Source organism: Pectobacterium brasiliense (assembly GCF_016950255.1).
In the GTDB taxonomy this organism is placed as follows: Bacteria; Pseudomonadota; Gammaproteobacteria; order Enterobacterales; family Enterobacteriaceae; genus Pectobacterium; species Pectobacterium brasiliense.
The window spans coordinates 341,987-365,859 of the sequence record NZ_JACGFN010000001.1 but is presented as its reverse complement, the minus strand read 5'-3'; the positions used below and the strand labels follow the sequence as shown (position 1 = coordinate 365,859).

23 protein-coding genes are annotated in these 23,873 nt (G+C 51.3%); 10 read left to right on the top strand and 13 right to left on the bottom strand.

Annotated elements, in window-relative coordinates; translation table 11 throughout:
- The first annotated feature begins 114 nt into the window (after positions 1–114).
- On the top strand, positions 115–1,494 hold the full coding sequence (locus tag H4F65_RS01650; protein WP_010275885.1) for a carbohydrate porin: 1,380 nt from the start codon (positions 115–117) through the stop codon (positions 1,492–1,494).
- Between the two features lie 70 nt (positions 1,495–1,564).
- Here the strand turns inward: H4F65_RS01650 and ruvB are convergent, their stop codons facing one another.
- The 6 genes from ruvB to aspS form a co-directional block, all read right to left on the bottom strand.
- Positions 1,565–2,575, bottom strand: coding sequence for a Holliday junction branch migration DNA helicase RuvB (gene ruvB, locus H4F65_RS01645; RefSeq protein WP_010275890.1), 1,011 nt, complete (start codon positions 2,573–2,575; stop codon positions 1,565–1,567).
- A 7-nt stretch (positions 2,576–2,582) separates the two neighbouring features.
- Positions 2,583–3,200, bottom strand: coding sequence for a Holliday junction branch migration protein RuvA (gene ruvA / locus H4F65_RS01640; protein ID WP_010275892.1), 618 nt, complete (start codon positions 3,198–3,200; stop codon positions 2,583–2,585).
- 91 nt (positions 3,201–3,291) lie between these two features.
- Complete coding sequence (ruvC, locus tag H4F65_RS01635; RefSeq protein WP_010275896.1) at positions 3,292–3,813, bottom strand: crossover junction endodeoxyribonuclease RuvC; 522 nt, start codon at positions 3,811–3,813, stop codon at positions 3,292–3,294.
- Between the two features lie 80 nt (positions 3,814–3,893).
- Positions 3,894–4,637 (bottom strand): YebC/PmpR family DNA-binding transcriptional regulator, encoded by a 744-nt coding sequence (locus H4F65_RS01630; protein WP_010275900.1) that lies wholly within the window; start codon positions 4,635–4,637, stop codon positions 3,894–3,896.
- A gap of 23 nt (positions 4,638–4,660) precedes the next feature.
- Positions 4,661–5,104, bottom strand: coding sequence for a dihydroneopterin triphosphate diphosphatase (gene nudB, locus H4F65_RS01625; protein ID WP_010275904.1), 444 nt, complete (start codon positions 5,102–5,104; stop codon positions 4,661–4,663).
- Between the two features lies 1 nt (position 5,105).
- Positions 5,106–6,902 carry an aspartate--tRNA ligase gene (gene aspS, locus H4F65_RS01620; RefSeq protein ID WP_010275907.1) on the bottom strand — a complete coding sequence of 599 codons (1,797 nt, stop codon included), beginning with the start codon at positions 6,900–6,902 and terminating at the stop codon, positions 5,106–5,108.
- 476 nt (positions 6,903–7,378) lie between these two features.
- Here aspS and H4F65_RS01615 point away from each other — a divergent pair, with 476 nt between their 5' ends.
- The 5 genes from H4F65_RS01615 (at position 7,379) to cmoB (ending at position 11,945) form a co-directional block, all read left to right on the top strand.
- Positions 7,379–8,596, top strand: a complete 1,218-nt coding sequence (locus H4F65_RS01615) for an EAL and HDOD domain-containing protein (RefSeq protein WP_010275909.1) — start codon at positions 7,379–7,381, stop codon at positions 8,594–8,596.
- A 91-nt stretch (positions 8,597–8,687) separates the two neighbouring features.
- Positions 8,688–9,500: a DUF72 domain-containing protein gene (locus tag H4F65_RS01610; protein WP_010275912.1), complete on the top strand. Its 813-nt coding sequence runs from the start codon at positions 8,688–8,690 to the stop codon at positions 9,498–9,500.
- Between the two features lie 155 nt (positions 9,501–9,655).
- The gene (locus H4F65_RS01605; RefSeq protein ID WP_010275916.1) at positions 9,656–10,051 is read left to right on the top strand and encodes an MAPEG family protein; all 396 of its coding nucleotides are present in this window, start codon (positions 9,656–9,658) and stop codon (positions 10,049–10,051) included.
- 167 nt (positions 10,052–10,218) lie between these two features.
- Positions 10,219–10,962 carry a carboxy-S-adenosyl-L-methionine synthase CmoA gene (gene cmoA / locus H4F65_RS01600; RefSeq protein WP_010275919.1) on the top strand — a complete coding sequence of 248 codons (744 nt, stop codon included), beginning with the start codon at positions 10,219–10,221 and terminating at the stop codon, positions 10,960–10,962.
- A complete protein-coding gene (cmoB, locus tag H4F65_RS01595) occupies positions 10,959–11,945 on the top strand; it encodes a tRNA 5-methoxyuridine(34)/uridine 5-oxyacetic acid(34) synthase CmoB (protein ID WP_010275923.1) in 987 nt (328 codons plus the stop codon). Before cmoA ends, cmoB begins: the two co-directional genes overlap by 4 nt.
- Positions 11,946–12,101: 156 nt before the next feature.
- On the opposite strand, the gene cutC is transcribed toward cmoB, so the two are convergent.
- Complete coding sequence (gene cutC / locus H4F65_RS01590) at positions 12,102–12,860, bottom strand: copper homeostasis protein CutC (RefSeq protein ID WP_010275927.1); 759 nt, start codon at positions 12,858–12,860, stop codon at positions 12,102–12,104.
- Positions 12,861–13,144: 284 nt separating this feature from the next.
- Positions 13,145–13,693, bottom strand: a complete 549-nt coding sequence (locus tag H4F65_RS01585) for a VOC family protein (RefSeq protein WP_010275932.1) — start codon at positions 13,691–13,693, stop codon at positions 13,145–13,147.
- 670 nt (positions 13,694–14,363) lie between these two features.
- On the opposite strand from H4F65_RS01585, the gene argS reads away from it, so the two are divergent.
- On the top strand, positions 14,364–16,094 hold the full coding sequence (argS, locus tag H4F65_RS01580; protein WP_010275939.1) for an arginine--tRNA ligase: 1,731 nt from the start codon (positions 14,364–14,366) through the stop codon (positions 16,092–16,094).
- 109 nt (positions 16,095–16,203) lie between these two features.
- Here argS and murJ read toward each other — a convergent pair whose 3' ends face one another.
- The 4 genes from murJ to rimJ form a co-directional block, all read right to left on the bottom strand.
- The gene (gene murJ / locus H4F65_RS01575; protein WP_010275943.1) at positions 16,204–17,739 is read right to left on the bottom strand and encodes a murein biosynthesis integral membrane protein MurJ; all 1,536 of its coding nucleotides are present in this window, start codon (positions 17,737–17,739) and stop codon (positions 16,204–16,206) included.
- Positions 17,740–17,866: 127 nt separating this feature from the next.
- Complete coding sequence (locus H4F65_RS01570; protein ID WP_010275945.1) at positions 17,867–18,832, bottom strand: Gfo/Idh/MocA family protein; 966 nt, start codon at positions 18,830–18,832, stop codon at positions 17,867–17,869.
- Positions 18,833–18,860: 28 nt separating this feature from the next.
- Positions 18,861–19,493, bottom strand: a complete 633-nt coding sequence (locus tag H4F65_RS01565) for a YceH family protein (RefSeq protein ID WP_010275947.1) — start codon at positions 19,491–19,493, stop codon at positions 18,861–18,863.
- Between the two features lie 9 nt (positions 19,494–19,502).
- Positions 19,503–20,087: a ribosomal protein S5-alanine N-acetyltransferase gene (gene rimJ, locus H4F65_RS01560; RefSeq protein ID WP_010275949.1), complete on the bottom strand. Its 585-nt coding sequence runs from the start codon at positions 20,085–20,087 to the stop codon at positions 19,503–19,505.
- A gap of 315 nt (positions 20,088–20,402) precedes the next feature.
- Between rimJ and mdtH the strand changes: the two genes are divergently transcribed.
- From mdtH to H4F65_RS01545, 3 genes are all read left to right on the top strand, one after another.
- Positions 20,403–21,608: a multidrug efflux MFS transporter MdtH gene (gene mdtH, locus H4F65_RS01555; protein WP_010275951.1), complete on the top strand. Its 1,206-nt coding sequence runs from the start codon at positions 20,403–20,405 to the stop codon at positions 21,606–21,608.
- A gap of 182 nt (positions 21,609–21,790) precedes the next feature.
- On the top strand, positions 21,791–22,438 hold the full coding sequence (grxB, locus tag H4F65_RS01550) for a glutaredoxin 2 (RefSeq protein ID WP_010275953.1): 648 nt from the start codon (positions 21,791–21,793) through the stop codon (positions 22,436–22,438).
- A 199-nt stretch (positions 22,439–22,637) separates the two neighbouring features.
- Positions 22,638–23,204: a lipoprotein gene (locus H4F65_RS01545; RefSeq protein ID WP_039319625.1), complete on the top strand. Its 567-nt coding sequence runs from the start codon at positions 22,638–22,640 to the stop codon at positions 23,202–23,204.
- 78 nt (positions 23,205–23,282) lie between these two features.
- On the opposite strand, the gene H4F65_RS01540 is transcribed toward H4F65_RS01545, so the two are convergent.
- Positions 23,283–23,861, bottom strand: a complete 579-nt coding sequence (locus tag H4F65_RS01540; RefSeq protein WP_010275958.1) for a TorD/DmsD family molecular chaperone — start codon at positions 23,859–23,861, stop codon at positions 23,283–23,285.
- Positions 23,862–23,873: the final 12 nt, after the last annotated feature.

Genomic DNA, 23,873 nt, shown 5'->3' with positions numbered 1-23,873 from the left:
AAACTGTACCTGTAAAAAATAACAATCACCTTGTTCTGAGCGCCGTACCATTATTCACGTCAATCAGAGCGGGATGGTTATTGTCTGAAAATAACTTACCGAATTGAGATGACTATGACAAATTCCAAAAAACTGCCCGTTACGCTGGCGGTGCTGGCTGCCCTTTGCTCCGGTTCCGCATTTGCACAAGACGTTATTACTCAAGAGCAATTAGATCGTATCGTTGCTCAGGCCGTAGAAAAAGCGCTGGCCGAGCGTCAGGCCAAATTAGATGCGATTGCCAGCAAGCAGGTCGACCCGCTGACCACGCCGGACGCACCCAAGACACCTGACATGGCGATACCTTATGGCATCAACTTCACAGGCTATGCGCGTTATGGGGCGCAATTCCAGAGCGGTGACCAGAAATATGTTGCGGTTGACGGTTCCTATAACGGTGCCTCCGCGCTGGGTCGTCTGGGCAACGAAGGCAATGGCGGTGAATTCCAGCTTTCCAAGGCCTTCAAGAGTGACAACGGCGCAATCTGGGATGTCGTCGTGATGATCGACCACTGGGGCGACGAAGTTAACCTGAAAAAAGCCTATGCGGGCGTCACCAACCTTTTTGCTTCTCAGCCAAACGCCTATCTCTGGGCCGGACGTGATTTCCACCAACGCCCACAGCAAGGTATTAACGACTATTTCTGGATGAACCATGACGGTCAGGGCGCAGGGATAAAGAACCTTGATCTCGGCGGTATTCAATTTGATGTCGCGGCCGTCGCGGCCGTAGAATCCTGTAACCCCGAAGTGATCACGAATAATGCGAACCCTTCACGCATCAGCTGTACTGGCAGTTCCGGCACGGGCGATAAAGGTAATTACGCGCTGACGTCCAAAGTGCATGGCATCAAGCTGGGGCCGTTGGATCTCGCGCTGTACGCAAACTACGGGTTTGACTCGAAAGCAGTAGATAACGATGCGCGTCTGAAAGCCTGGCAAGGCGGCGCGGTTCTGAGCCACACAGGGAAAAATAGCCTCAATCAGTTTATCACTCGCTATTCAAACAATGCGGATAACAGCGTTTACAACAAAACGGAGAACCTGAAAACCTTCTATGCCAGCTTTGAAGGCAAATACAAATTCACACAGCAAACGCAGGTCGAATACCTGCTGGCCTACCACGACTACTCGAATGACTCAGCCAGTCAGGACGATCGTCGTAACTACAATGCCATCGTTCGTCCGATGTATTTCTGGAATGATGTGCATTCCACCTGGCTTGAAGCGGGCTATCAGCATGTAGATTACGGTCAGGGGGGTGATAACAAAGGGTGGAAGCTGACGCTTTCCCAGAATGTCTCGATCGCCATGGGACCGGAGTTCAGACCAATGCTGCGCTTCTATGTCACCGGCGGGGAAGTGGATAACAAGCACACCGCGCGGACAACGACCGGCGTCAACACGCAGCTCGATTCGTTCAACGTTGGGGCAATGTGGGAAGCCTGGTTCTAATCACATAACGTCAGGGAGACCGCGTGGTCTCCCTGAGTAGCATTTCTTAAGCGATACGTTTTTTCACTCGTTAACTTAAATCTTCACGCGTTAAGCCAAAATGACGATAGGCATGCTGCGTCGCCATTCGACCGCGCGGGGTACGCTGAATGAACCCTTGCTGAATCAGAAACGGCTCCAGCACGTCTTCAATGGTTTCACGCTCTTCGCCAATCGCTGCCGCTAAATTGTCCAGCCCAACGGGGCCGCCCATGAATTTATCGATGATCGCCAACAGCAGCTTACGGTCCATGTAGTCAAAGCCTTCGCTATCCACCGCCAACATATCCAGCGCCTGCGTCGCCACATCACCGGTAATCGCCCCTTCCGATTTAACTTCGGAGAAGTCGCGCACCCGTCGCAATAGTCGGTTGGCAATACGCGGCGTCCCCCGCGCGCGCCGCGCCACTTCAAGCGCGCCCTCGGATGTCAGATCCAGCCCTAAACACTGTGCGCTGCGGCTGACGATATACTGCAAATCCTCAACTTTATAAAACTCCAAACGTTGCACAATGCCGAAACGATCGCGTAGCGGCGAGGTTAACGAGCCAGCACGCGTTGTTGCGCCAACCAGCGTGAATGGCGGCAAATCGAGTTTGATCGAACGGGCAGCCGGTCCTTCGCCGATCATGATATCCAACTGATAGTCTTCCATCGCCGGATACAGCACTTCTTCCACAACGGGCGACAGGCGGTGGATTTCATCGATGAACAGCACATCATGCGGTTCGAGGTTAGTCAACAGCGCGGCGAGGTCGCCGGCTTTTTCCAGCACCGGGCCCGACGTCGTGCGCATATTTACGCCCATTTCATTAGCGACAATATTCGCCAGCGTCGTTTTCCCCAGACCGGGAGGACCAAAAATGAGCAGATGATCCAGCGCATCTCCGCGTTTACGGGCAGCCTGAATAAAAATTTCCATCTGCTCACGTACCTGCGGCTGCCCCACATACTCGTTGAGCAATTTAGGGCGGATCGCACGGTCGATAAATTCTTCTTCTGGGACGGCGTCAGCGGAAATTAAACGATCGGCTTCTATCATTAGTACCTCACAGCGCCGCGCGCAGTGCGTCCCTGATCAGGGTTTCACAGTCAGCATCGGGACGCGCAATCTTGGAAATCATGCGGCTAGCTTCCTGTGGTTTATAGCCCAGTGCAACCAGTGCCGCTGCGGCTTCTGTTTCTGGATCGCTAACACGACTGTCTGCGGCAGCGGGTGAGGCCAGCGGAATATCGCTGACCGGATTGAACAGATCGCCGCTCAAGCCTTTGAAGCGATCTTTCATTTCAACGACCAGCCTTTCAGCCGTTTTCTTACCGACGCCCGGCAGTTTAATCAACGCGCCGATTTCTTCGCGCTCAACCGCGCTGACAAATTGCGTCGCAGACATCCCGGAGAGGATCGCCAGCGCCAGCTTCGGCCCGACGCCATTCACTTTGATCAGTTCACGAAACAGCGCCCTCTCCTGCTTATCATTAAAACCGAACAGCAGCTGTGCATCTTCGCGGACAACAAAATGGGTAAAGATGATCGCTTCCTGATTGAGTTCAGGGAGTTCGTAAAAGCACGTCATCGGCATATGGACTTCGTAACCCACGCCGTTAGCTTCTATCAGCACCTGCGGCGGCTGTTTTTCCAGAATAATGCCTCTGAGACGACCTATCACGTTGCGCTTCCTTTTACGTAGGGAAAGAATGGCTTGAAGTATGACGAGTATATAACATAAAAAAGGCTGGATGAATATCCAGCCTCCTGTTTCAGCGCAGTCTTCCTGCCAGCGGGTTCACTTTCACCGCCGCGGTTCGCAGCAGGTTTTGGCTAAAGTGGCAGTGAGTAATGGCAATCGCCAGCGCGTCGGCGGCATCCGCCTGCGGACTGGCCGACAGTTTCAGCAGCGAGCGAACCATATGCTGCACCTGCTTTTTATCCGCCGCGCCCGTTCCTACCACGGTTTGCTTCACCAACCGCGCCGCGTACTCAAACACGGGCAGATCCTGATTCACACCCGCGACGATAGCCACACCGCGCGCCTGCCCCAGCTTCAAGGCTGAATCTGGGTTTTTCGCCATGAAAACCTGCTCAATCGCCATACAGTCTGGGCGAAATTGCGTAATGATTTCACTGACACCTGCGTAAATCAGTTTAAGCCGCGTGGGCATGTCATCCACCACGGTACGGATACAACCGCTGCCAAGATACGTCAGATGACGACCCTGCTGACGGATAATGCCATAACCCGTCACGCGCGAACCGGGGTCAATGCCTACTATTATTGTCATAGTGCTACGACTGTCATCGTGCCGCTCCGCCGATTCGCCCGTGTGGATAGCTGTTGCTACGTTGCATTACCGATCTGCCATTACAGCAGTTCAGCCACCTCATCGGAGATCTCACCGTTGTGGTAAACCTCCTGTACATCGTCGCAGTCTTCCAGCATATCGATCAGACGCATCAGCTTCGGTGCCGTTTCTGCATCCATATCCGCCTTGGTAGACGGAATCATCGACACTTCAGCCGACTCCGCTTTCAGGCCAGCTGCATCTAACGCGTCCTTCACATCACCGAACGTTTCCCACGGCGTGAAGACGTCAATCGCACCGTCGTCATACGTCACGACATCATCGGCACCGGCTTCCAGCGCCGCATCCATTACCGCATCTTCATCCAGACCCGGCGCGTAAGAAATAACGCCTTTCTTGGTGAAAAGGTACGAAACGGAGCCATCGGTACCCAGGTTGCCGCCGGTTTTTGTAAACGCGTGACGCACTTCGGAAACGGTACGGTTACGGTTGTCACTCAGGCATTCCACCATGACGGCCGTGCCGCCCGGGCCGTAGCCTTCATAAATGATGGTTTCCATGTTGGCATCATCGTCACCGCCGACGCCACGGGCAATCGCGCGGTTCAGCGTATCGCGCGTCATGTTGTTGGACAGAGCTTTATCGATCGCGGCGCGCAGACGTGGGTTAGAACCCGGATCGCCACCGCCCAGACGGGCTGCGGTAACCAGTTCGCGGATAATCTTGGTAAAGATTTTACCGCGTTTGGCGTCCTGTGCTGCTTTACGATGCTTTGTGTTAGCCCACTTACTATGACCTGCCATAAAAATCTCCGAAAAAAGCCTGTTCAGGCCGGATAAATAACAAATTCCTCAATCGCCTGCCGGTTGCTCCAGGACTTGGTCAACTGTGCCGCGTGGGGCACATCCAGCCACTGGTAAGCAAGATGCTCGGATAATTGCACCTCGCGCTCAGCAGGTAACGCCAGACAAAACCAGTGTTCGGTATTGTGCGTAACCCCCGGCGCATAGCGACGTCTCAAATGAGCAAATAGCTCAAACTCAATACAGCGCTGACAGTCAAAGAGTGATAACGCTTCCGCGGATATATCGATGTTAACTTCTTCTTTGACTTCACGCTGTGCGGCATACGGCGCGCTTTCCCCTTCTTCTATGCTGCCGGTTACCGACTGCCAGAATTCAGGATCGTCACGCCGCTGCAACATCAGCACCCGCCCGGTGTCACGGGCATAGATCACCACCAGAACCGAAACGGGTCGCTTGTATACCATCTTATTCGTTCTCGGATTTTCCATCCTGAGCCGCTTTCCCTTTCACAACAACCGCAATGGCAAGCTCTTCCAGCGAAGCCGGGTTGGCGAAGCTCGGCGCTTCCGTCATCAGACACGCTGCTGCCGTCGTTTTCGGGAAAGCGATAACGTCACGAATGTTATCGGTACCCGTCAGCAACATCACCAGACGGTCAAGGCCAAACGCCAGACCTGCATGCGGCGGTGTACCGTATTTCAATGCGTCCAGCAGGAAGCCAAATTTCTCACGCTGCTCTTGTTCGGTAATGCCCAGAATGCTGAACACGGTTTGCTGCATCTCACCACTGTGAATACGCACGGAACCGCCGCCCACTTCATAACCGTTAATGACCATGTCATACGCGTTGGCGATTGCCGAAACCGGGTTGGCAGCCAGTTCAGAAGGCAACATGTCACGCGGTGCGGTAAACGGATGGTGCATCGCAGCAAGACCGCCTTCGCCATCTTCTTCAAACATTGGGAAATCGACAACCCACAGCGGTTCCCAGCTATTGTCTTTCGTCAAGCTCAGATCGCGACCCAGCTTGAGACGCAGTGCGCCCAGCGCATCGGTCACCACTTTCGCGCTGTCCGCACCAAAGAACAGGATGTCGCCATCTTGTGCCGCAGTACGATCCAACACAGCAGACAGAACGTCTTCACTCAGGAATTTGGCTACCGGGCTTTGAACACCTTCCAGCCCCTTGGCACGCTCGTTGACCTTGATGTAAGCCAGACCTTTCGCGCCGTAGATTTCAATAAACTTGCCGTATTCATCAATCTGCTTACGGCTCAGCTGTGCGCCGCCCGGTACGCGGATAGCGGCAACGCGGCCTTTAGCATCGTTTGCCGGGCCGGAGAAGACTTTGAATTCAATGTCTTTAACCAGATCGGCAACGTCGACCAGTTCCAGCGGGTTACGCAAATCGGGTTTGTCGGAACCGAAACGGCGCATGGCTTCTGCGAACGTCATGATCGGGAAATCGCCCAGATCGACGCCTTTCACGTCCTGCCACAGTTCACGCACCAGCTTCTCCATCACTTCACGCACCTGTGGCGCGGTCATGAAAGAAGTTTCCACATCGATCTGGGTAAATTCTGGCTGCCTGTCGGCACGCAGGTCTTCGTCGCGGAAGCATTTGACGATCTGATAGTAGCGGTCGAAACCGGACATCATCAGCAGCTGTTTGAACAGCTGTGGGGACTGCGGCAGCGCATAAAACTTGCCTTTATGTACGCGGCTTGGCACCAGATAGTCACGCGCACCTTCCGGCGTCGCTTTCGTCAACATCGGGGTTTCGATGTCCAGAAAGCCGTGGTCGTCCATAAAACGACGCACAAAACTGGTGATACGGGCACGCGTTTTCAGGCGCTGCGCCATTTCAGGACGGCGCAAATCCAGATAGCGGAATTTGAGACGCGCTTCTTCGGTATTGGTTTGGTTGGAGTCCAACGGCAGCGCTTCAGAACGGTTAACGATCGTCAGTGCAGTGGCAAAAATCTCGACTTCACCCGTTGCCATATCTTTGTTGATTTGGCTTTCTGGACGGGCACGTACGACACCGGTAAGTTGGATGCAGAACTCGTTACGCAACTCGGATGCCAGTTTAAATGCGTCCTGACGATCCGGGTCAAAAAACACCTGAACCAGCCCTTCGCGGTCACGCATATCAATAAAAATCAAACCACCCAGATCGCGGCGGCGGTTAACCCAACCGCACAATGTCACTTCCTGGCCCACATGGGACGAATTCAACTGCCCGCAATAATTAGTACGCATCACGATGTCCTTTTACTCATCCGCCAGCTCACACGTTCTCACGGTAGATTACTTTTCACGGTAGATCTCACAGTGCAAAAACAGTGACATTTTCGCTGCACGGCATGGTTTTTCTGGGTTACTGTCCGATGAAAAAAGGCGGCTATTATAAAGGATATTCGCCCGAACGATAAGCATGAAGGTAACGCTCTGCGACGCTGTCGCCTACTCTTTTTACGAAATTTCCTTTCCGGTTAACGGAATGTTCACTAATCCGCATAGAGTTGTTGCAAAACTGAACATCTAAGGAAGCCCAATCATCGGCCAAAAGACGCAGCACTCGCCGACCCACATCGCGTGAGGATTTACGGAAACCGACCTTCCCTTTTAGTAAAACCTGCTAAAATTACCAAGTAACTGCTGATTTTTATAAAAATTTTAATAAAAAGCGCTTTCCCATTGCTGGCAAAGGCGTATGGTTTACATGGAGAACAACTATGTATTCATTTGTTGCCCGTCAACCCATTTTAAATCAACACCTCCAAACCGTTGCTTACGAGCTACTTTTTCGCATGGACATCACCAATAGATTTCCTGACGTGAGTCCTGAATTCGCAACCGCACAGCTTATATCCGATCAGTTCTTAACCAATCCGTTGACAAGGTCCGTGGTCGAACAGCCTTACTACATTAATTTTCCCCATCAGATGCTGATCAATGGCCAGGCTGAAGTATTGCCACAGGAAAAGGTTGTTATTGAGATCCTTGAAAATTCGATCCCCAATAATGATCTCTTTGCTGCCGTAAAAAAGCTAAAAAGAAAGGGCTTCAAAATTGCGCTCGATGATTTTTCGATGGCTTCAGAATGGGATCGGTTTTTGCCTTACATTGATATCATCAAATTCGATTTAACGCTGTCGACCTTTGGTGACATCGAAAATTTCATCAAAAGAACCACGCAGCGCAAGTTAATCTATCTGGCCGAGAAGGTAGAGACGCATGAGCAGTACCTGCAAAGTAAGAAGCTGGGTATCTCTCTGTTTCAGGGCTATTTTTTCAGTCGTCCTGAAATGATCAAATCGAAAAAATTGGTCAGTAACTCCAGCAATACCGTCAGACTGCTGAGAGAGGTCAATAAACCTGAGATCAACTATGCCACGATCGAAGAATTAGTCTGTGCCGATCTGTCGCTTTATTATAAATTGATGCGCCACATCACCAATATCAAATACAACACCCGCTTTGGCATCACGGCAACGTCGATGTCTTTCCGCTCCATGGCGATGCTGCTTGGACAACGCGAGCTTAAACGTTTTGTTTCGTTAATTAGCATTACCAACAGTAATGAAAATAAACCCAGCGAGCTTTATCGCACCAGCTTAATTCGTGCCAGATTCTTTGAATTATTACATGCCTCTTTTAATGTGAAGGACGATTCCACCGAGGCGTTTCTGTGCGGATTATTGTCCCTGCTCGATGCCGTATTAGATTCACCCATGCCGTTGCTGCTTTCGCAAATTGCCCTCTCGGAAAAAATTAACCAGAGCTTATTGGATCATACCGGTGAACTCGCGGTTTATCTGACGTTAATCACTAAATACGAACAGCAAGAATGGGAAGAACTTGAGCAACTGTTAACCCAGTTGGGTATCGATGAGGAAAACTTCTTTACGATGATCATGGAAGCAACGCAGTGGGCGGACGAGATTTTATAAACGATTTCTCTCGGTTCACTCGCGATGTCCTGACAATTACGCGATAATCGTTGTCATTCTGCTTGAGATTCAATGACGTTATGGTGCGATGATGTATATCGGATTACCGCAATGGCAGCATCCCGCCTGGAGTCGGTTGGGATTAAACGATCTTGCCGACTACAGCCGCTATTTTACCTGTGTTGAAGGTAATACGACTTTTTATGCGTTACCTTCACGCGAGGTTGTCGAGCGCTGGCGTGATATGACACATGATGACTTCCGCTTTTGCTTCAAGTTTCCCTCAACGATCAGTCATAAAACTGCCTTGCAGAATTGTGACAGCGATGTCGGGCTTTTTTATCAATGCCTTGAGCCGATTGCCCACCGTATCGGACAGCTCTGGCTACAGCTTCCCGCCGCCTTCGGCCCCACACAGTTGCCCGTTTTATGGCGTTTTCTTGATGCCTTGCCACAGGGATTTAGTTACGGCGTGGAAGTCCGTCACCCGCTGTTTTTTGCCAAAGGCGATGAAGAGCGCGCGCTGAATCAGGGGCTACAGCAGCGCGGTATCAACCGCGTGATTCTCGACAGCCGCCCGGTTCACCACGCCGCGCCAGACAGTGCGGCTATGCGTGAAGCCCAGCGGAAGAAACCTCGCGTGCCGGTACATGCCGTACTGACCGCCACGCAGCCGCTGATTCGCTTTATCGGCAGTGAAAAGCAGGAAGAAAATCTTCGCTGGTTTGAGTCATGGCGTAACAAGTTGCCGCAATGGCGTGAGGCAAATCCCTTCTTCTTTATCCATACACCAGATATCGGTGATGCCCCACCGCTGGCGCAGCAGCTTTGGCCATTACTCGCCGAGATCGATCCGACCTTGCCGCCCCAGCCGGATTGGCCACAGCAGGCGACGCTCTTTTGAACCACTCAATATCCCCATGAGTTAGTTCGTTTGGTTATAAGCAATTTCGCAACGTAATCCATTTCCGCTAAAAAAATCAGCCTTTCCAGGCGACAGTTGCGTTAGGTAAAGCTATTATTCTGCAAGCCGTTTTCGGTTAGGTCACGGAGTAAAAAATGGTAAGTGCGCTCTATATCGTGCTTGGCGCAATCTTGTTGATAAAGCTGTCTATTGATGTTGTGAAACTCAGAATGCAGTATCGCGTGGCGTATGGCGACGGCGGATTTTATGAATTGCAAACGGCGATCCGGGTACATGGCAATGCAGTGGAATACATTCCGATTGCGGCAATTCTGCTAGTGCTGATGGAAATGAACGGTGCCCTTATCATCATGATCCACTTCTGCGGCATTTTATTGATTGCGGGACGTTTGGTTCACTACTACGGCCTTCGGCATCGCGAATTCCGCTGGCGGCGTTCAGGTATGGCGGCAACTTATGCCTCGCTCATTCTGATGATTGCAGCAAACCTCTATTATCTTCCCTGGGATCTGGTTTTCACGCTGTATTGATGGCGTGAGGCAAAAACTATCCCCGCCTTTCTCGGGCGCACAGACATTATGCGTCCGGGAATCAAAAACCGTGTCCACACCTACGTCTACACCACGTGAAAGGTGAAGGCTACCGTGTATTCTGCTAGAATACGCGCCTCTTTATTACTCTCAGTGCACTTTCTGCCATGCCAAACCGCGATATGCTTTTCTCTGTGCCAATTGCCAATTTAGGCGACTGGACATTCGACGAACGCGTTGCCGACGTATTCCCCGATATGATCCAACGTTCCGTGCCCGGCTATTCCAACATCATTTCGATGATTGGCATGCTGGCAGAACGCTTCGTCCGCCCGGATAGTCACGTTTACGATCTAGGGTGCTCGTTGGGCGCAGCCACGCTGTCTATGCGACGTAATATCTCTGTGCCGGGTTGCAAAATTATCGCGGTAGACAATTCTCCGGCGATGGTGAAACGCTGCCGCAGCCACATTGATGCTTTCCGTTCCGATACGCCCGTCGAGATTATAGAAGCCGATATTCTGAATATTGATATCGAAAATGCGTCTATGGTGGTGCTGAACTTTACCCTTCAGTTTCTGGAACCTTCCCAGCGTCAGGTGCTCATCAAGCGTATTTATCAGGGCTTGAATCCCGGCGGCGTGCTCGTGCTCTCAGAGAAATTCAATTTCGCGGACAAAGACGTCGGTGAATTGCTGTTCAACATGCATCTCGATTTCAAACGGGCAAATGGCTACAGCGAGCTAGAAATCAGTCAGAAACGCAGCATGCTGGAAAACGTCATGCTGACCGATTCGGTAGACACCCATAAGGCCCGACTGGCAGATGCCGGTTTTGAGCACAGCGAAATTTGGTTTCAGTGTTTTAATTTTGGTTCGTTATTAGCCGTGAAAGCAGAGGAAAAGGCGTGATCGATTTCGGCAATTTTTATCAGCAAATCGCAAAAGGCCCGCTCAGCCACTGGCTTAACACGCTGCCTTCACAGCTCAGCAGTTGGCAGCAGGAATCCTTGCACGGCAAGTTCAAACTCTGGTTTAACTCGCTGGAACATCTTCCGTCGCTGACGCCAACTTCTCTGGATTTGAATGACAGCGTTACGGCACGCATGGAACCCGATATTTCAGTCGGCCAACGAGAAGGCATTGAAAAGCTGCTGCGTAACCTGATGCCCTGGCGTAAAGGCCCTTTTTCGCTTTACGGCGTGGATATCAACACGGAATGGCGTTCGGACTGGAAATGGCAGCGCGTTCTGCCGCACATCAGCCCGTTGAAGAATCGCCTGATTCTGGATGTAGGCTGCGGCAGCGGCTATCACCTGTGGCGAATGGTTGGCGAAGGTGCCACGATGGCAGTCGGCATCGATCCCATGCAGCTGTTCTTATGCCAGTTTGAAGCCGTACGTAAGTTGCTCGGCGACGATCAGCGTGCGCACGTTTTACCGCTCGGTATTGAGCAACTCCCCGAACTTGCCGCGTTTGACACCGTATTTTCAATGGGCGTGCTCTACCACCGCCGTTCCCCGCTCGATCACCTGTGGCAATTGAAGAATCAACTGGTGGCTGGTGGCGAACTGGTGCTGGAAACGCTGGTTATTGAAGGCGATGAAAATCAGGTGCTGGTTCCGGGAGAACGCTATGCACAAATGCGCAATGTGTATTTCATCCCTTCTGCTGCGGCCTTGACCACATGGCTTGAGAAATGCGGATTTGTTGATGTTCGTGTCGTGGATATCTGCACCACGACAACGCAGGAACAACGTCGGACAGACTGGATGATCACGGAATCACTGGCTGAATTCCTCGATCCTGAAGATCCGACGAAAACAGTGGAAGGCTACCCCGCTCCGGTTCGAGCCGTTCTGGTTGCCCGTAAACCTGGGGTCTACCAGCCCTAAATTACCACGCTCGACAAAAAAAGCCCCAGCAACACGCTGGGGCTTGGTACTTGCCATGCACACCTAATGGTATGCGGCGCGGCAAAACTGAAGAATGATGATGTGGAGTTTAGAACAACACCGTCTCTCTACCACCACGCCAGTAAATGCCTTATGTCATGACACGTACTGCATTTCACGATCCGGGCTGACTGCCCGCTTCATGGCTTCCACCACATCACCATCCACACAATAGTGGCTAAACTCATCTAATTCCGTATCAGAACACATCGACACGCCGATTTTGCGATAGCGCATCGGAGAGGATGTCCACTGGCCTGCGGAACTGTGAAGTTCCCGGATACCGGCCTGCTGAAATTTGTGCACGTTAGTCAACCGCACGCCGGAACCCGCCATAATAATTGGACCACGACTGGCCTGTGTTAGTTCACGTAATAACCGCAGCCCATTTTCCGCCGTCTGCTGCTGCCCAGAGGTCAATATGCGCGAGACGCCAAGCTCAGTGAGCTGCTCCAGTGCAATGTATGGGTTCAGACACATATCGAACGCGCGATGAAAGGTCACCGCCATCCCTTGAGCCGCCGCCATAATTTCACGCATTTTGGGCAAATCAATGTGCCCTTCTTCACTGAGTGCACCGACAACAACACCGGGAAAACCCATCTCACGAATCTGCTCAATGTCGTATTTGATGGCAGCAAATTCCGTCGCGCTGTAGCAAAAATCGCCCCCTCGCGGGCGCACAATCGGGTGGACAGGAATCGCAACCTTTTCACGCGCGCCACGCAGTGCACCATAAGATGGCGTTAACCCACCTTCTCGCTGTCCTGCACAGAGTTCAATCCTGTCAGCCCCAGACTGCGCTGCTGTTATCGCGCAATCAACGCTATAACAGCATACTTCCAGTTTCGTCATCGCTGCTCCTCCATGTAAACTCCCAGACCACTTTTCTTAATTATCGAAAAATCGACGAATCATCACGCCGATTAAAGTAATAACTATGGCATTCACATTCATATCGTGAGGAGACAGGAGTCACAATGAACGCGATACGTTGCCGAAATAAACATGACATAAACCACAGTTTTATTAATCTGTTCCACTGTAAAAGAAAATGGCATGAATAACGTGACATGCCATTTTTCCTTTCAGCCAATGTTATCTTTCTGATTACGCTACGTACGAGCCATACGCTATTTTTATAGCGTCGACATTTCGCTTGCGACAACATCGCGTATATCAAATGGATGAAACTTTATTGTCACTTTCCCGTTGGTTACCGCCAATGTCGGATTAGGAATTCGCTCTTTTTCGCCTTGTGGAGAACTGAATTTAAGTTTGATGCCCGGCGTACGCAGCGCATCATCAGACAAGCAGGCTAGCGCACGCTGATGAAGCGTTTCCGCCTCCCCAGGCAGCACTAGCTCCACATGCTCCCAACCTTCATGCGGGTAATGCTTTTTCCCCGGCCACGGTAGCTCAACACAGGTAATCTGCCAGGGTCCGACCGAGATGGCATTGTCCAGAATAAACAAGCAGATTGTGCGACCATTGATTTGGTTTTCAGACAACAGGCTGCCGACCTTTAGCAGTGCCGCTTTCCATGATTCAGCCGTCGTATTCTGATGGCAGCGCAACGAAATATGATCGGCATGAAATGCGTCTAAATCCAGCTGTAGCACATCGGCCAATTCCTGTAACACTTGCTCAAAACGCGCTAAATCCGTCTTCAAATCATCGGGTAACATATCGAGTAATACTCCTCGCGGCATCGCACATTATCAATCACCATTTGCGTGGTGAGAATATCACACCCGTGACACATTCTAATTAAATTCCATTTTTATCCACGTACATTTATTTACACCTTCATTACATGAAACGCATTAAATGCAAAGAAAAGGTAACCATGCTGTTTGATTAATAAACGGAAATGTTTTTTACCTGACGTAACCTGCGATACTTCTCGCAATCTATGTTGGGAGGAATCTTAAATAATAACCGCCCCATTGAACGCCGAAAAGAAAACGTATAAATTAAGAAAACAAATAATAACGCAGAGATATCATCATGGTTTTACTCATTATATCCATCGCACTTATCGCTATTGCGGCATATGCTATTTTTCGTCATTTTAAAACCAGAGACTCACATAAAATTGGTGCAAATAGTCGGTCAAAAAAACGTTAAGATCGCGATTTGATTTATTTTTATTCTACCTAAAACTATTTTTTCTTTTTTTGTCGTGTTCTCCTTATCCATTTTTTTCATATCATCGCCCTTCTTTTACCTCCCGCTTGTACCTCCCGCTTGCCGGGTATTTTTTCGCCTGAACATCCCTTTGCGTCACCCCGTCTGCTGACGAGGAAAGGCAAATATGGTATAAGCAAGGCTTAATTTTTTATTTAAGGTAAACCGGTGAATATTCAGGCTCTTCTCTCCGAAAAAGTCAGCCAGGCGTTAACCGCCGCGGGCGCGCCAGCAGACAGCGAAGCTCAGATTCGTCAGTCGGCAAAAGCACAGTTTGGTGATTATCAGGCCAATGGCGTCATGGCCGTGGCAAAAAAACTGGGCATGCCGCCGCGACAATTGGCCGAAAAAGTCGTCCAACTTTTGGCGCTGGAGGGCATTGCGGAAAAAACAGAAATCGCAGGCCCGGGATTTATTAATATTTTTCTCGATAAGCAGTGGATTGCGAGCCAGGTTGAGAACGCCCTGAATGCACCAAAACTGGGTTTAACCCCCGTTGAGCCTCAAACGATCGTGATTGACTACTCTGCCCCTAACGTCGCGAAGGAAATGCACGTCGGTCACCTGCGCTCAACCATTATTGGTGATGCGTCAGCCCGTACGCTGGCGTTTTTAGGCCACAACGTGATTCGTGCGAACCACGTTGGCGACTGGGGTACGCAGTTCGGCATGTTGATCGCCTACCTTGAAAAAATGCAAAACGAAAGCGCCAGCGAAATGGATCTCTCCGATCTTGAAGCATTCTATCGCGAAGCGAAGAAACACTACGATGAAGATGCCGATTTCGCCGAACGTGCGCGCGCTTACGTGGTGAAATTGCAGGGTGGTGATGAGTATTGCCGTCAGATGTGGCGTAAGCTCGTCGACATCACTATGACGCAGAACCAGATCAACTATGAACGCCTCAATGTCACGCTGACCAAACAGGATGTTATGGGTGAAAGCCTGTATAACAGTATGCTGCCGGGCATTGTTGCCGACCTGAAAGCAAAAGGTCTGGCGGTTGAGAGCGAAGGTGCAACGGTCGTTTTCCTTGATGAATATAAAAATAAGGAAGGCGAACCGATGGGTGTCATCATCCAGAAAAAGGATGGCGGCTACCTCTACACCACAACGGACATCGCCTGCGCCAAATACCGTTATGAAACCCTGAATGCCGATCGCGTGCTTTACTACATCGATTCCCGCCAACATCAACATTTGATGCAGGCCTGGACCATCGTGCGTAAAGCCGGTTACGTGCCTGATTCTGTCAGCCTGGAACACCATATGTTCGGCATGATGCTGGGCAAAGATGGGAAACCATTCAAAACGCGTGCAGGCGGAACGATCAAGCTGTCCGATCTGTTGGATGAAGCCTACGATCGTGCATTGAAGCTCATCGCAGAGAAAAACCCACAGATGGAAAGCGATGAATTAACTGCGCTGGCGAAAGTGGTTTCTATCGGCGCGATCAAATACGCCGACCTGTCGAAGAGCCGTACTACAGACTACGTTTTCGATTGGGACAACATGCTGGCGTTTGAAGGCAATACCGCGCCTTACATGCAATATGCCTATACCCGCGTCGCGTCTATTTTCAAGCGCGCAGGCATACAGGAAGACAGCTTAACGCAGCCGATTACGCTGAGCGATGAGCGTGAATTTGCGCTTGCCACGCGTCTGCTGCAATTTGAAGAAACCATCACCTCCGTCGCCCGTGAAGGCACGCCGCATGTAATGTGTAGCTACCTGTACGATCTGGCGGGTCTGTTCTCTGGTTTCTACGAGCACTGTCCGATTCTTAATGCCGAAAGTGACGACGTGCGTCAAAGCCGTCTGAGACTGGCGCTGCTGACGGCGAAAACGTTGAAGCTGGGTCTGGATACGCTCGGCATCGAAACTGTCGAGAAGATGTAATTCTTCATCGACTGAAAACGTATTCATTAGAAACACAAACGCCATTGGTGCTGCCACCAATGGCGTTTTGCGTTACAGGCAAAGACAGCCGAATAACGATTTGGTGTCGTTAAACGCTACGGCGGGCGAAGTCCCGAGGACGGAATCCCAATAGCGCCAGCGTGGCAAAATAGGAACCCGCTCCCACGACCACAACCAGCAACAAGCGCAGGATTCGCATTGTCATATTGCCGTCATCCCACGCGGGCATCCACCACAGCATACCCAGTAAAACCAGCGACATCACAATAACTGCCGTCAACAGGCGAACCAGAAACCCCCGCCAACCCGGCAGCGGCTGGAAAATGTCCTGCTTACGCAGTTGCCAATACAGCAAGCCAGCATTCAGGCAGGAAGCCAGACCGATAGACAACGCCAGCCCCGCATGTTGCAGCGGGCCGATAAAGATCAGGTTCATAACTTGCGTCAGGATCAACGTGGCTATCGCTATTTTGACTGGCGTCTTGATATCCTGCCGAGAATAAAAACCGGGCACGAGTACTTTGACGAGAATCAATCCCATCAGCCCAACCGAGTAGGCAATCAGCGCCCGCTGGGTCATCAGCGCGTCAAAGGCACTAAATTTGCCGTACTGGAACAGAGACACGGTTAAAGGCTTAGCCAAAATGCCTAATGCCACCGCGCTCGGCAGCGCCAACAGGAAACACAGGCGGAGTCCCCAATCCATCAGACGGGAGTATTCGTCATGATTACCACTGGCAAAACTCTTCGCCAGCGACGGCAGTAAGATCGTCCCTAATGCCACGCCGAGAACGCCGGAAGGAAACTCCATCAGACGGTCAGCGTAATACATCCATGACACTGCCCCTTCGCTGAGGAAAGAGGCGAAAATGGTGTTGATGATGAGCGAAATCTGGCTTACCGACACCCCCAGAACCGCAGGCCCCATAAGTTTCATGACACGCCAGACGCTCGGGTCACGCCACTTCAAGCGCGGCAAAACCAGCATACCAATCTTTTTCAGATGCGGTAACTGATAGCCGAGTTGCAGTAAACCGCCAACCAAAACCGCCCAGGCCAGCGCCATCACCGGTGGATTGAAATACGGGGCGGCAAACAGCGAGAAGCCGATCATGCTGACGTTAAGCAATGTCGGAGCAAACGCGGGCACCGAGAAACGGTTCCAGGTATTGAGCACCGAACCGACCATAGAGGTCAGCGAGATCAGCAGGATATAGGGAAACGTGACTCTTAATAGATCCGAAGTGAGCTCAAAGCGCTCTGGCGTCGCGGCAAAACCGGGCGCGGTCACCATAATGACCCACGGTGCGGCGACCATCCCCGCCACGGTGACTAACGCCAGAATCAACGTCAGCATACCAGAGACATAAGCGAGGAACGTCCGCGTAGCCTCGTCGCCCTGCTGGCTTTTATATTCGGCCAGAATCGGCACAAAAGCCTGTGAAAATGCGCCTTCCGCGAAAATTCGTCGGAGCAGGTTGGGCAGTTTGAACGCCACAAAGAAGGCGTCCGTCGCCATACCGGCACCAAAAATACGGGCGACGATGGCATCGCGCACAAAGCCTAAAACGCGCGATAACATGGTCATGGAACTGACGGCAGCCAGTGATTTAAGTAGATTCATCCGATTATGTTCTGAACGGTTCAGGACCGATTATTAACCCGTTGAGGTTATCCTGATTGCGAGGTGCGACTAGTCTACGCATTGCACGTGTAATAGCTACCGCGCATTGTCATAACCGCTGAACTTTTCAGCTTTTTCCCAGCAATTTTTCAATCATACGCTGGGACAGCAACGCCTGGTTACCTGATGTTTCCGCTGGTTTCCGTTGTTCAACGGCCGCGATGAAATGCTGCACCGCACCGACAAATCCGCGTTGTTCCAGCGTGGTCTGCCAGGAGGGTACCGCTGGGCGGATCGTGATTCCTTCTCGATCTTCACGCCATTCACGCATCTCATCTACCTGATAGAGCCCACCCTCGGTAACAGCCTGAACCCATTCGCGCTGGCTTCCCGCCTGACGATGCATGCTGGTCGTCACCTGGCAACCGCCGCTCAGGAAATGGTGCTCAGCATACAGCAGTTGACCGTCCGCATTCGCATGCAACACGCCATCAATCAGTTGAGCGTCGCCGCCCGCTAGCCAGAGCGCAGTGTCCACCACATGCAGATAGTCGTCCAGCAGGGTAAAACGGACATCCTGCGGCCCAACGCCATTAATCCGATGTTTGTCCATGCGCAGCGATGACGGTTGATCCAGCCGCTGTTTTAGCTGCTGATAACACGGTGCGAAACGACGATTAAAACCGACCATCAGAATTTTTTGTCGTTGCTCTGCCAATTCGACCAGCGCTTCCGCCTGCTCCAACGTCTCTGCCAGCGGTTTATCCACATAGACATCGACACCCGCGTTAAGCAGCTGGCTCACAACGGAAAAATGGCTGGCGGTGCTGCTGTGAACGAAAACCGCATCGCACTGTGCTGCCAGTTCATCCAGTGCAGAGAAACTCGTCATCCGATAGTCCTGACAAATTCGCTGCGTCTTTTGTTGGTCAGGAGAAAACGCGCCAACCAGCTCCCAGCGTTCAGCCTGACTGAGGATCGGCAAATAGGCTTTCTGCGCGATAGATCCCAGCCCAACAACACCAATACGCGGACGCTGTGTCAAGCCGCTATTCTCTGGAACCCTTTCCGCAGACGCAAACTGAGGCTTCATCACTGATTTTCTCCCTGAGACAGATTCATTACGCTAACAACGCGGCAAGCTGACGTTTGAGTTCAGCGACCTCTTTTTCTAACACCTCAACACGTTCGGCCAGCGATGAGTTGTCACTTGCACTGTCCGCTTCGACAGCAACATGACTGGCCTCGCCGCTGAAAAGGTGCTGATAGCGACTTTCCCGTTTCCCTGCTTCCCGCGCCAGCCGGACGACAAACGGCCCATCCTCACGCTGTTGTAGCTGTTCAAGGGTAGACTCTGCTTCACCGACATCAGAAAATTCATACAATCGGGCCGCACGCGTACGCAGTTCGCCCGGCGTCTGTGGACCGCGCAGAAGCAGCGTCGTCACCAGCGCCACTTCCGCAGGCGAGAGCTTCAGGTCACCAAACTCAGAATTACAAAAACGATGTTCATACTTCACGACCCGATTACCAAACCCGCTGAGCGTGCGCAGGAAGTGCTTCTTCACCAGTAAATCCAGCGTTTGTTGGACCTCGTTATCGCTCAGTTCCATCACAGGTTCACGGTTGGTTTTCTGATTACAGGCCGTGGTGATACCGTTTAACGACATCGGGTATTGATCCGGCGTCGTGATCTGCTTTTCCAGCATGCAACCAATCACACGGGCTTCACGAGCATCCAATTGGTATTTCATCATTTTTCCTTAACGCGGAGACTTCCACTCGGCGTTGGTCAGCGCGGTTAATACATGGTCCTGCCATTTGCCATCAATGAGCAGATAATTCTTCGCATAGCCTTCACGTTCAAATCCCAAACGCGTCAGTAACCCCCCACTGCGCTGGTTATGCGGCATATAGTTAGCCATGATGCGATGCATATGCTGCTGACGTTGCATATAACGTATTGCCGGTTGCAGCGCTTCATACATCAGCCCCTGCCCCTGCCATTTTTGGCCAAGTGAATAGCCCAGATAGCAGGCGTGAAAGGATCCCCGCAGCACGTTGCTGAAATTCGCCACACCGCACACTTCGTTTTCATTCGGGTCCAACAGGAGGAAGTAATAGGCGCTGCCCTGCTTATGCATATCGTTAATCACGCTCAACCGCGCCTGCCAGCCTGATGGGTAGCAATGGCTCGCATCTCTCACGGGTTCCCACGGCTTAAGAAATTCACGGTTTTCAGAATAGTATTCGGCCAGACGCCATGCATCGCGTTCATGGGCCAGACGCACCACCAGCCTGTCAGTTGTCAATTGCACTCTTGCCGGCGTTGAACGGTAGCCAAACATTTTTCCCCCTGCCTCTCCATGTTATCGATAAGTAAAATTCATCGCCGCTGAAAAAGTGACTATTCCGCATAAGCAGAAAATATCGGCATTTCCGATAATCCTTACTATAACCACATAAATTCATAGACGTAAAATCCCCATCGCCGAGTTATTGCGCAGTTGAGTCAGGAAAGGCATTTTTTCTCGCCGAAATGCTACCAGGATAACGTTAAATCGATAAAAAAATATTATCCAACAATAGGCTATACCAAAGTCGAATTAGAGTACAAAATAGTCACGTCTGTTATTTTCCTCCTTTCTTCGTTGTGGTGAAACATGCCTCTGATGTCGCAAGCTCGGAGCTTGGGTAAATATTTTTTATTACTCGATAATATGCTGGTGGTTTTGGGATTCTTCGTTGTCTTTCCCCTTATTTCCATTCGCTTTGTCGACGATCTCGGCTGGGCCGCATTATTAGTCGGTATCGCATTGGGATTGCGCCAGTTTATTCAGCAAGGGCTCGGTATTTTCGGCGGAGCTATTGCTGATCGTTTTGGTGCCAAACCAATGATTATTACCGGGATGCTGCTACGTGCCTCCGGTTTTGTCTTCATGGCAATTGCCGATGAACCCTGGCTGCTCTGGCTGTCTTGTGCACTATCCGGCCTTGGCGGCACGCTATTCGATCCGCCACGTACCGCGCTGGTCATCAAGCTGGTTCGTCCGCAGGAACGCGGTCGGTTCTACTCCCTGTTAATGATGCAGGATAGCGCCGGTGCTGTTATCGGTGCCCTCATCGGCAGTTGGCTGCTCCAGTATGATTTCGAGATCGTCTGCTGGGCGGGTGCGGTCATTTTTGTACTTGCCGCTGCGCTCAATGCCTGGCTGCTACCGGCCTACCGCATCTCAACGGTCAAGACGCCAATACGGGAAGGGCTGACGCGTGTCATCCGTGACCGCCGTTTCTTGATGTATGTCTTAACGCTGACGGGCTACTACATGTTGGCCGTTCAGGTTTTGCTGATGCTGCCCATTATGGTCAACGAGCTCGCGGGAACGCCGTCTGCGGTGAAATGGATGTACGCCATTGAAGCGGTGCTATCGCTGACACTGCTTTACCCTATCGCCCGCTGGAGCGAGAAGCATTTCCGGCTGGAACAGCGCCTGATGGCTGGGCTTTTCATCATGTCCGTCAGTATGTTCCCGATCGGGATGACGACGGAATTGCAAACCCTACTGCTGCTGATCAGCCTGTTTTATATTGGCTCCATTATTGCCGAACCTGCGCGTGAAACCTTGAGCGCTTCGCTGGCGGACTCCAGAGCCAGAGGCAGCTATATGGGGTTCAGCCGGCTTGGATTGGCACTCGGTGGCGCGATTGGTTACAGCGGCGGCGGCTGGTTATTCGATACCGGACATGCACTGAATCAACCGGAACTACCGTGGTTCATGCTAGGCACCATCGGGTTCCTGACGTTAGCCGCGCTGTATTGGCAGTTCAACCAACGCCGCATTGAGCCCGCGATGCTGGGTGGTCATTAGTCTGAATTTTACCGACGAGTTTGATCTCGTCGGTAAAGCCCTCCTATACTTTCCTAATACATTCAAACAATTGTTATCGTCGCGAGCCTTCTCGCATACTCGACTTATCTTGTTTGATGATGGGTTACACGCTTGGTCGCCCTGCGGCCTTTGTCTACAACCTGTGATTTAGGAGACGATGTATGAAGCTCTACATTTACGATCACTGTCCCTACTGCGTTAAAGCGCGCATGATCTTCGGCCTGAAAAACCTCCCTGTCGAACTGCAAATACTGGCGAACGATGACGCCGCAACGCCAGAGAGACTGATCGGCCAGAAAATGGTGCCCATTCTGCAAAAAGACGATGGCAGCTACATGCCAGAAAGCATGGACATCGTTCATTACATCGATAATTACGACCGCAAACCGCTGCTGACTGGCCCAACCAATCCGGCCATCGCCGCCTGGCTGCGTAAAGTCACCGAGTATACGCCGCGTCTCATTATCCCCCGCTTTGCTCAGGCGGCTTTTGAAGAATTTGCCTCCGCTTCCGCCCGACAATATTTCGTCAATAAGAAGGAAGCCCAGCTAGGCAATTTTGCTGACCACCTGAACCACTCGCAGGGGCTGATTAAGAAATTGAACAATGATTTACAGGATCTGGATCCGCTGATTGTTCAACCGAATGCCTGTAACGGCACGTTATCAACGGACGACATCAACCTCTTCCCGCTGCTTCGCTCGTTGTCCATCGTTGCGGGTGTTACGCCTCCTTCCCGTGTTGCGGATTATCGGGATAACATGGCGAAACAGACTCAGGTCACGCTACTCAGCAGCCTGGCAATCTAATCGTTGAGTTTTACTCCGCCGCTTCGTTCTGAGGCGGCATTATCCGCCATTTCAGTGCTATCCTATTGTTTACCCTGCGCATCAGGCGCACGCTGCCCGTGCAGAATCGTGCTGATTATTCACATAAAGGACTCGTTCATGTGAATAGACTACCGTAGGAATGAATTGTGCGCGTAAATAGCATCAAGAGGTCAGAATAATGAAAAAATCAGGATGGATGGCAGCGGCCGCAGTGCTGCTTGCTTTTACACTCAGTGGCTGTAATAAACTCACGCAATACACGCTCAGTGAGCAAGAAGTGAATGAGTACCTGCAAAAACACAATGATTATCAGAAACAGCTGGGCGTGCCCGGCGTGGTGGATGCCCATATTGTGTTAACCGAACTGTCCAGCCAGATTGGTCGGGCAGAACCGGGGAAAGTGACGCTGACGGGCAACGCGAAGGTCGATATTTCATCTCTGTTAGGCAATCAGGCTGCCGACATGAAGCTTACGCTGAAAGCACAGCCAGTATTTGATAAAACGCAGGGCGCGATTTACCTGAAAGATATGGAACTGGTTGACTACACCGTACAGCCGGAAAAAATGCAGGCGGTAATGAAAACGCTGAGCCCGTATCTTAATCAATCACTAAAAAGCTATTTTGACCAAAAACCCGCTTACGTATTGAATGCGGATAAGAGCACGACGGAGTCGATGGCGAAGAAGATGGCAAAAGGCATCGAAATCAAACCTGGCCAGATCGTTATCCTGTTTACTGACTAATACTGACTCGCCGATAGCACAGGTCATGTTTGCTATCGGCGCATTAGGTTTCACACTGCGAGGTTTCATACCACGGTATTATTCTTCCGCTTCTGATTCATCTTCTTCGTCGCTTTCACTCAGTTCATCTCGCATCGCTTCCAGCGCTTCGCGGCACACTATCGCCAGCGTACGATAAAATGCGGTGGTGGCGTGGCTTTCTACTTTCCCGAGAAAACGATCGCTCCACGGTAAAAGATACTCATCGAACAGGGTAATCTGTGCCGCGGTTTCGTCTTCTTGTGCCTGATCTTCCAGCCATGACGCGGCAAGCAACAAGCTGCCAAAATGACCAACCACACCACCGTCATTTAACGGCATGCCACGCTGTTGTAAAAAGGTACGAATTTCCGCGTCATCAGCACCGTTTTCATAGGACGAACGCAGCGGTGACACTGAGCCATTTTTACTATCGAATAGCGCCTGATAATCCGCCGCCATTGCGGGCAAATCCATCCCCTTTTGCAAACGCTCCAACAACGCATCCTGCTCCAGTGGCCAGTGCTGCGCCAGTTTCCCGTCTTTAATCAACGTGAATAATGGTGTCAGCAAAGGATCCTGTGGCTGGCGATAAAACAGCGTGCCCAATAGGCGGCACACAATAGAAAATTCGTTCATTCATAACCCTAT

What these genes read in the sequence shown, in the direction of transcription:
- H4F65_RS01545 (WP_039319625.1), top strand. Translation starts at nt 22,638, where the DNA reads ATGAAAAAATCAGGATGGATGGCAGCGGCCGCAGTGCTGCTTGCTTTT.
- murJ (WP_010275943.1), bottom strand. Translation starts at nt 17,739, where the DNA reads ATGAATCTACTTAAATCACTGGCTGCCGTCAGTTCCATGACCATGTTA.
- rimJ (WP_010275949.1), bottom strand. Translation starts at nt 20,087, where the DNA reads ATGTTTGGCTACCGTTCAACGCCGGCAAGAGTGCAATTGACAACTGAC.
- H4F65_RS01565 (WP_010275947.1), bottom strand. Translation starts at nt 19,493, where the DNA reads ATGAAATACCAATTGGATGCTCGTGAAGCCCGTGTGATTGGTTGCATG.
- H4F65_RS01540 (WP_010275958.1), bottom strand. Translation starts at nt 23,861, where the DNA reads ATGAACGAATTTTCTATTGTGTGCCGCCTATTGGGCACGCTGTTTTAT.
- grxB (WP_010275953.1), top strand. Translation starts at nt 21,791, where the DNA reads ATGAAGCTCTACATTTACGATCACTGTCCCTACTGCGTTAAAGCGCGC.
- H4F65_RS01650 (WP_010275885.1), top strand. Translation starts at nt 115, where the DNA reads ATGACAAATTCCAAAAAACTGCCCGTTACGCTGGCGGTGCTGGCTGCC.
- mdtH (WP_010275951.1), top strand. Translation starts at nt 20,403, where the DNA reads ATGCCTCTGATGTCGCAAGCTCGGAGCTTGGGTAAATATTTTTTATTA.
- aspS (WP_010275907.1), bottom strand. Translation starts at nt 6,902, where the DNA reads ATGCGTACTAATTATTGCGGGCAGTTGAATTCGTCCCATGTGGGCCAG.
- H4F65_RS01585 (WP_010275932.1), bottom strand. Translation starts at nt 13,693, where the DNA reads ATGTTACCCGATGATTTGAAGACGGATTTAGCGCGTTTTGAGCAAGTG.
- H4F65_RS01570 (WP_010275945.1), bottom strand. Translation starts at nt 18,832, where the DNA reads ATGAAGCCTCAGTTTGCGTCTGCGGAAAGGGTTCCAGAGAATAGCGGC.
- H4F65_RS01605 (WP_010275916.1), top strand. Translation starts at nt 9,656, where the DNA reads ATGGTAAGTGCGCTCTATATCGTGCTTGGCGCAATCTTGTTGATAAAG.
- cutC (WP_010275927.1), bottom strand. Translation starts at nt 12,860, where the DNA reads ATGACGAAACTGGAAGTATGCTGTTATAGCGTTGATTGCGCGATAACA.
- ruvC (WP_010275896.1), bottom strand. Translation starts at nt 3,813, where the DNA reads ATGACAATAATAGTAGGCATTGACCCCGGTTCGCGCGTGACGGGTTAT.
- H4F65_RS01630 (WP_010275900.1), bottom strand. Translation starts at nt 4,637, where the DNA reads ATGGCAGGTCATAGTAAGTGGGCTAACACAAAGCATCGTAAAGCAGCA.
- nudB (WP_010275904.1), bottom strand. Translation starts at nt 5,104, where the DNA reads ATGGTATACAAGCGACCCGTTTCGGTTCTGGTGGTGATCTATGCCCGT.
- H4F65_RS01615 (WP_010275909.1), top strand. Translation starts at nt 7,379, where the DNA reads ATGTATTCATTTGTTGCCCGTCAACCCATTTTAAATCAACACCTCCAA.
- ruvB (WP_010275890.1), bottom strand. Translation starts at nt 2,575, where the DNA reads ATGATAGAAGCCGATCGTTTAATTTCCGCTGACGCCGTCCCAGAAGAA.
- H4F65_RS01610 (WP_010275912.1), top strand. Translation starts at nt 8,688, where the DNA reads ATGTATATCGGATTACCGCAATGGCAGCATCCCGCCTGGAGTCGGTTG.
- cmoA (WP_010275919.1), top strand. Translation starts at nt 10,219, where the DNA reads ATGCCAAACCGCGATATGCTTTTCTCTGTGCCAATTGCCAATTTAGGC.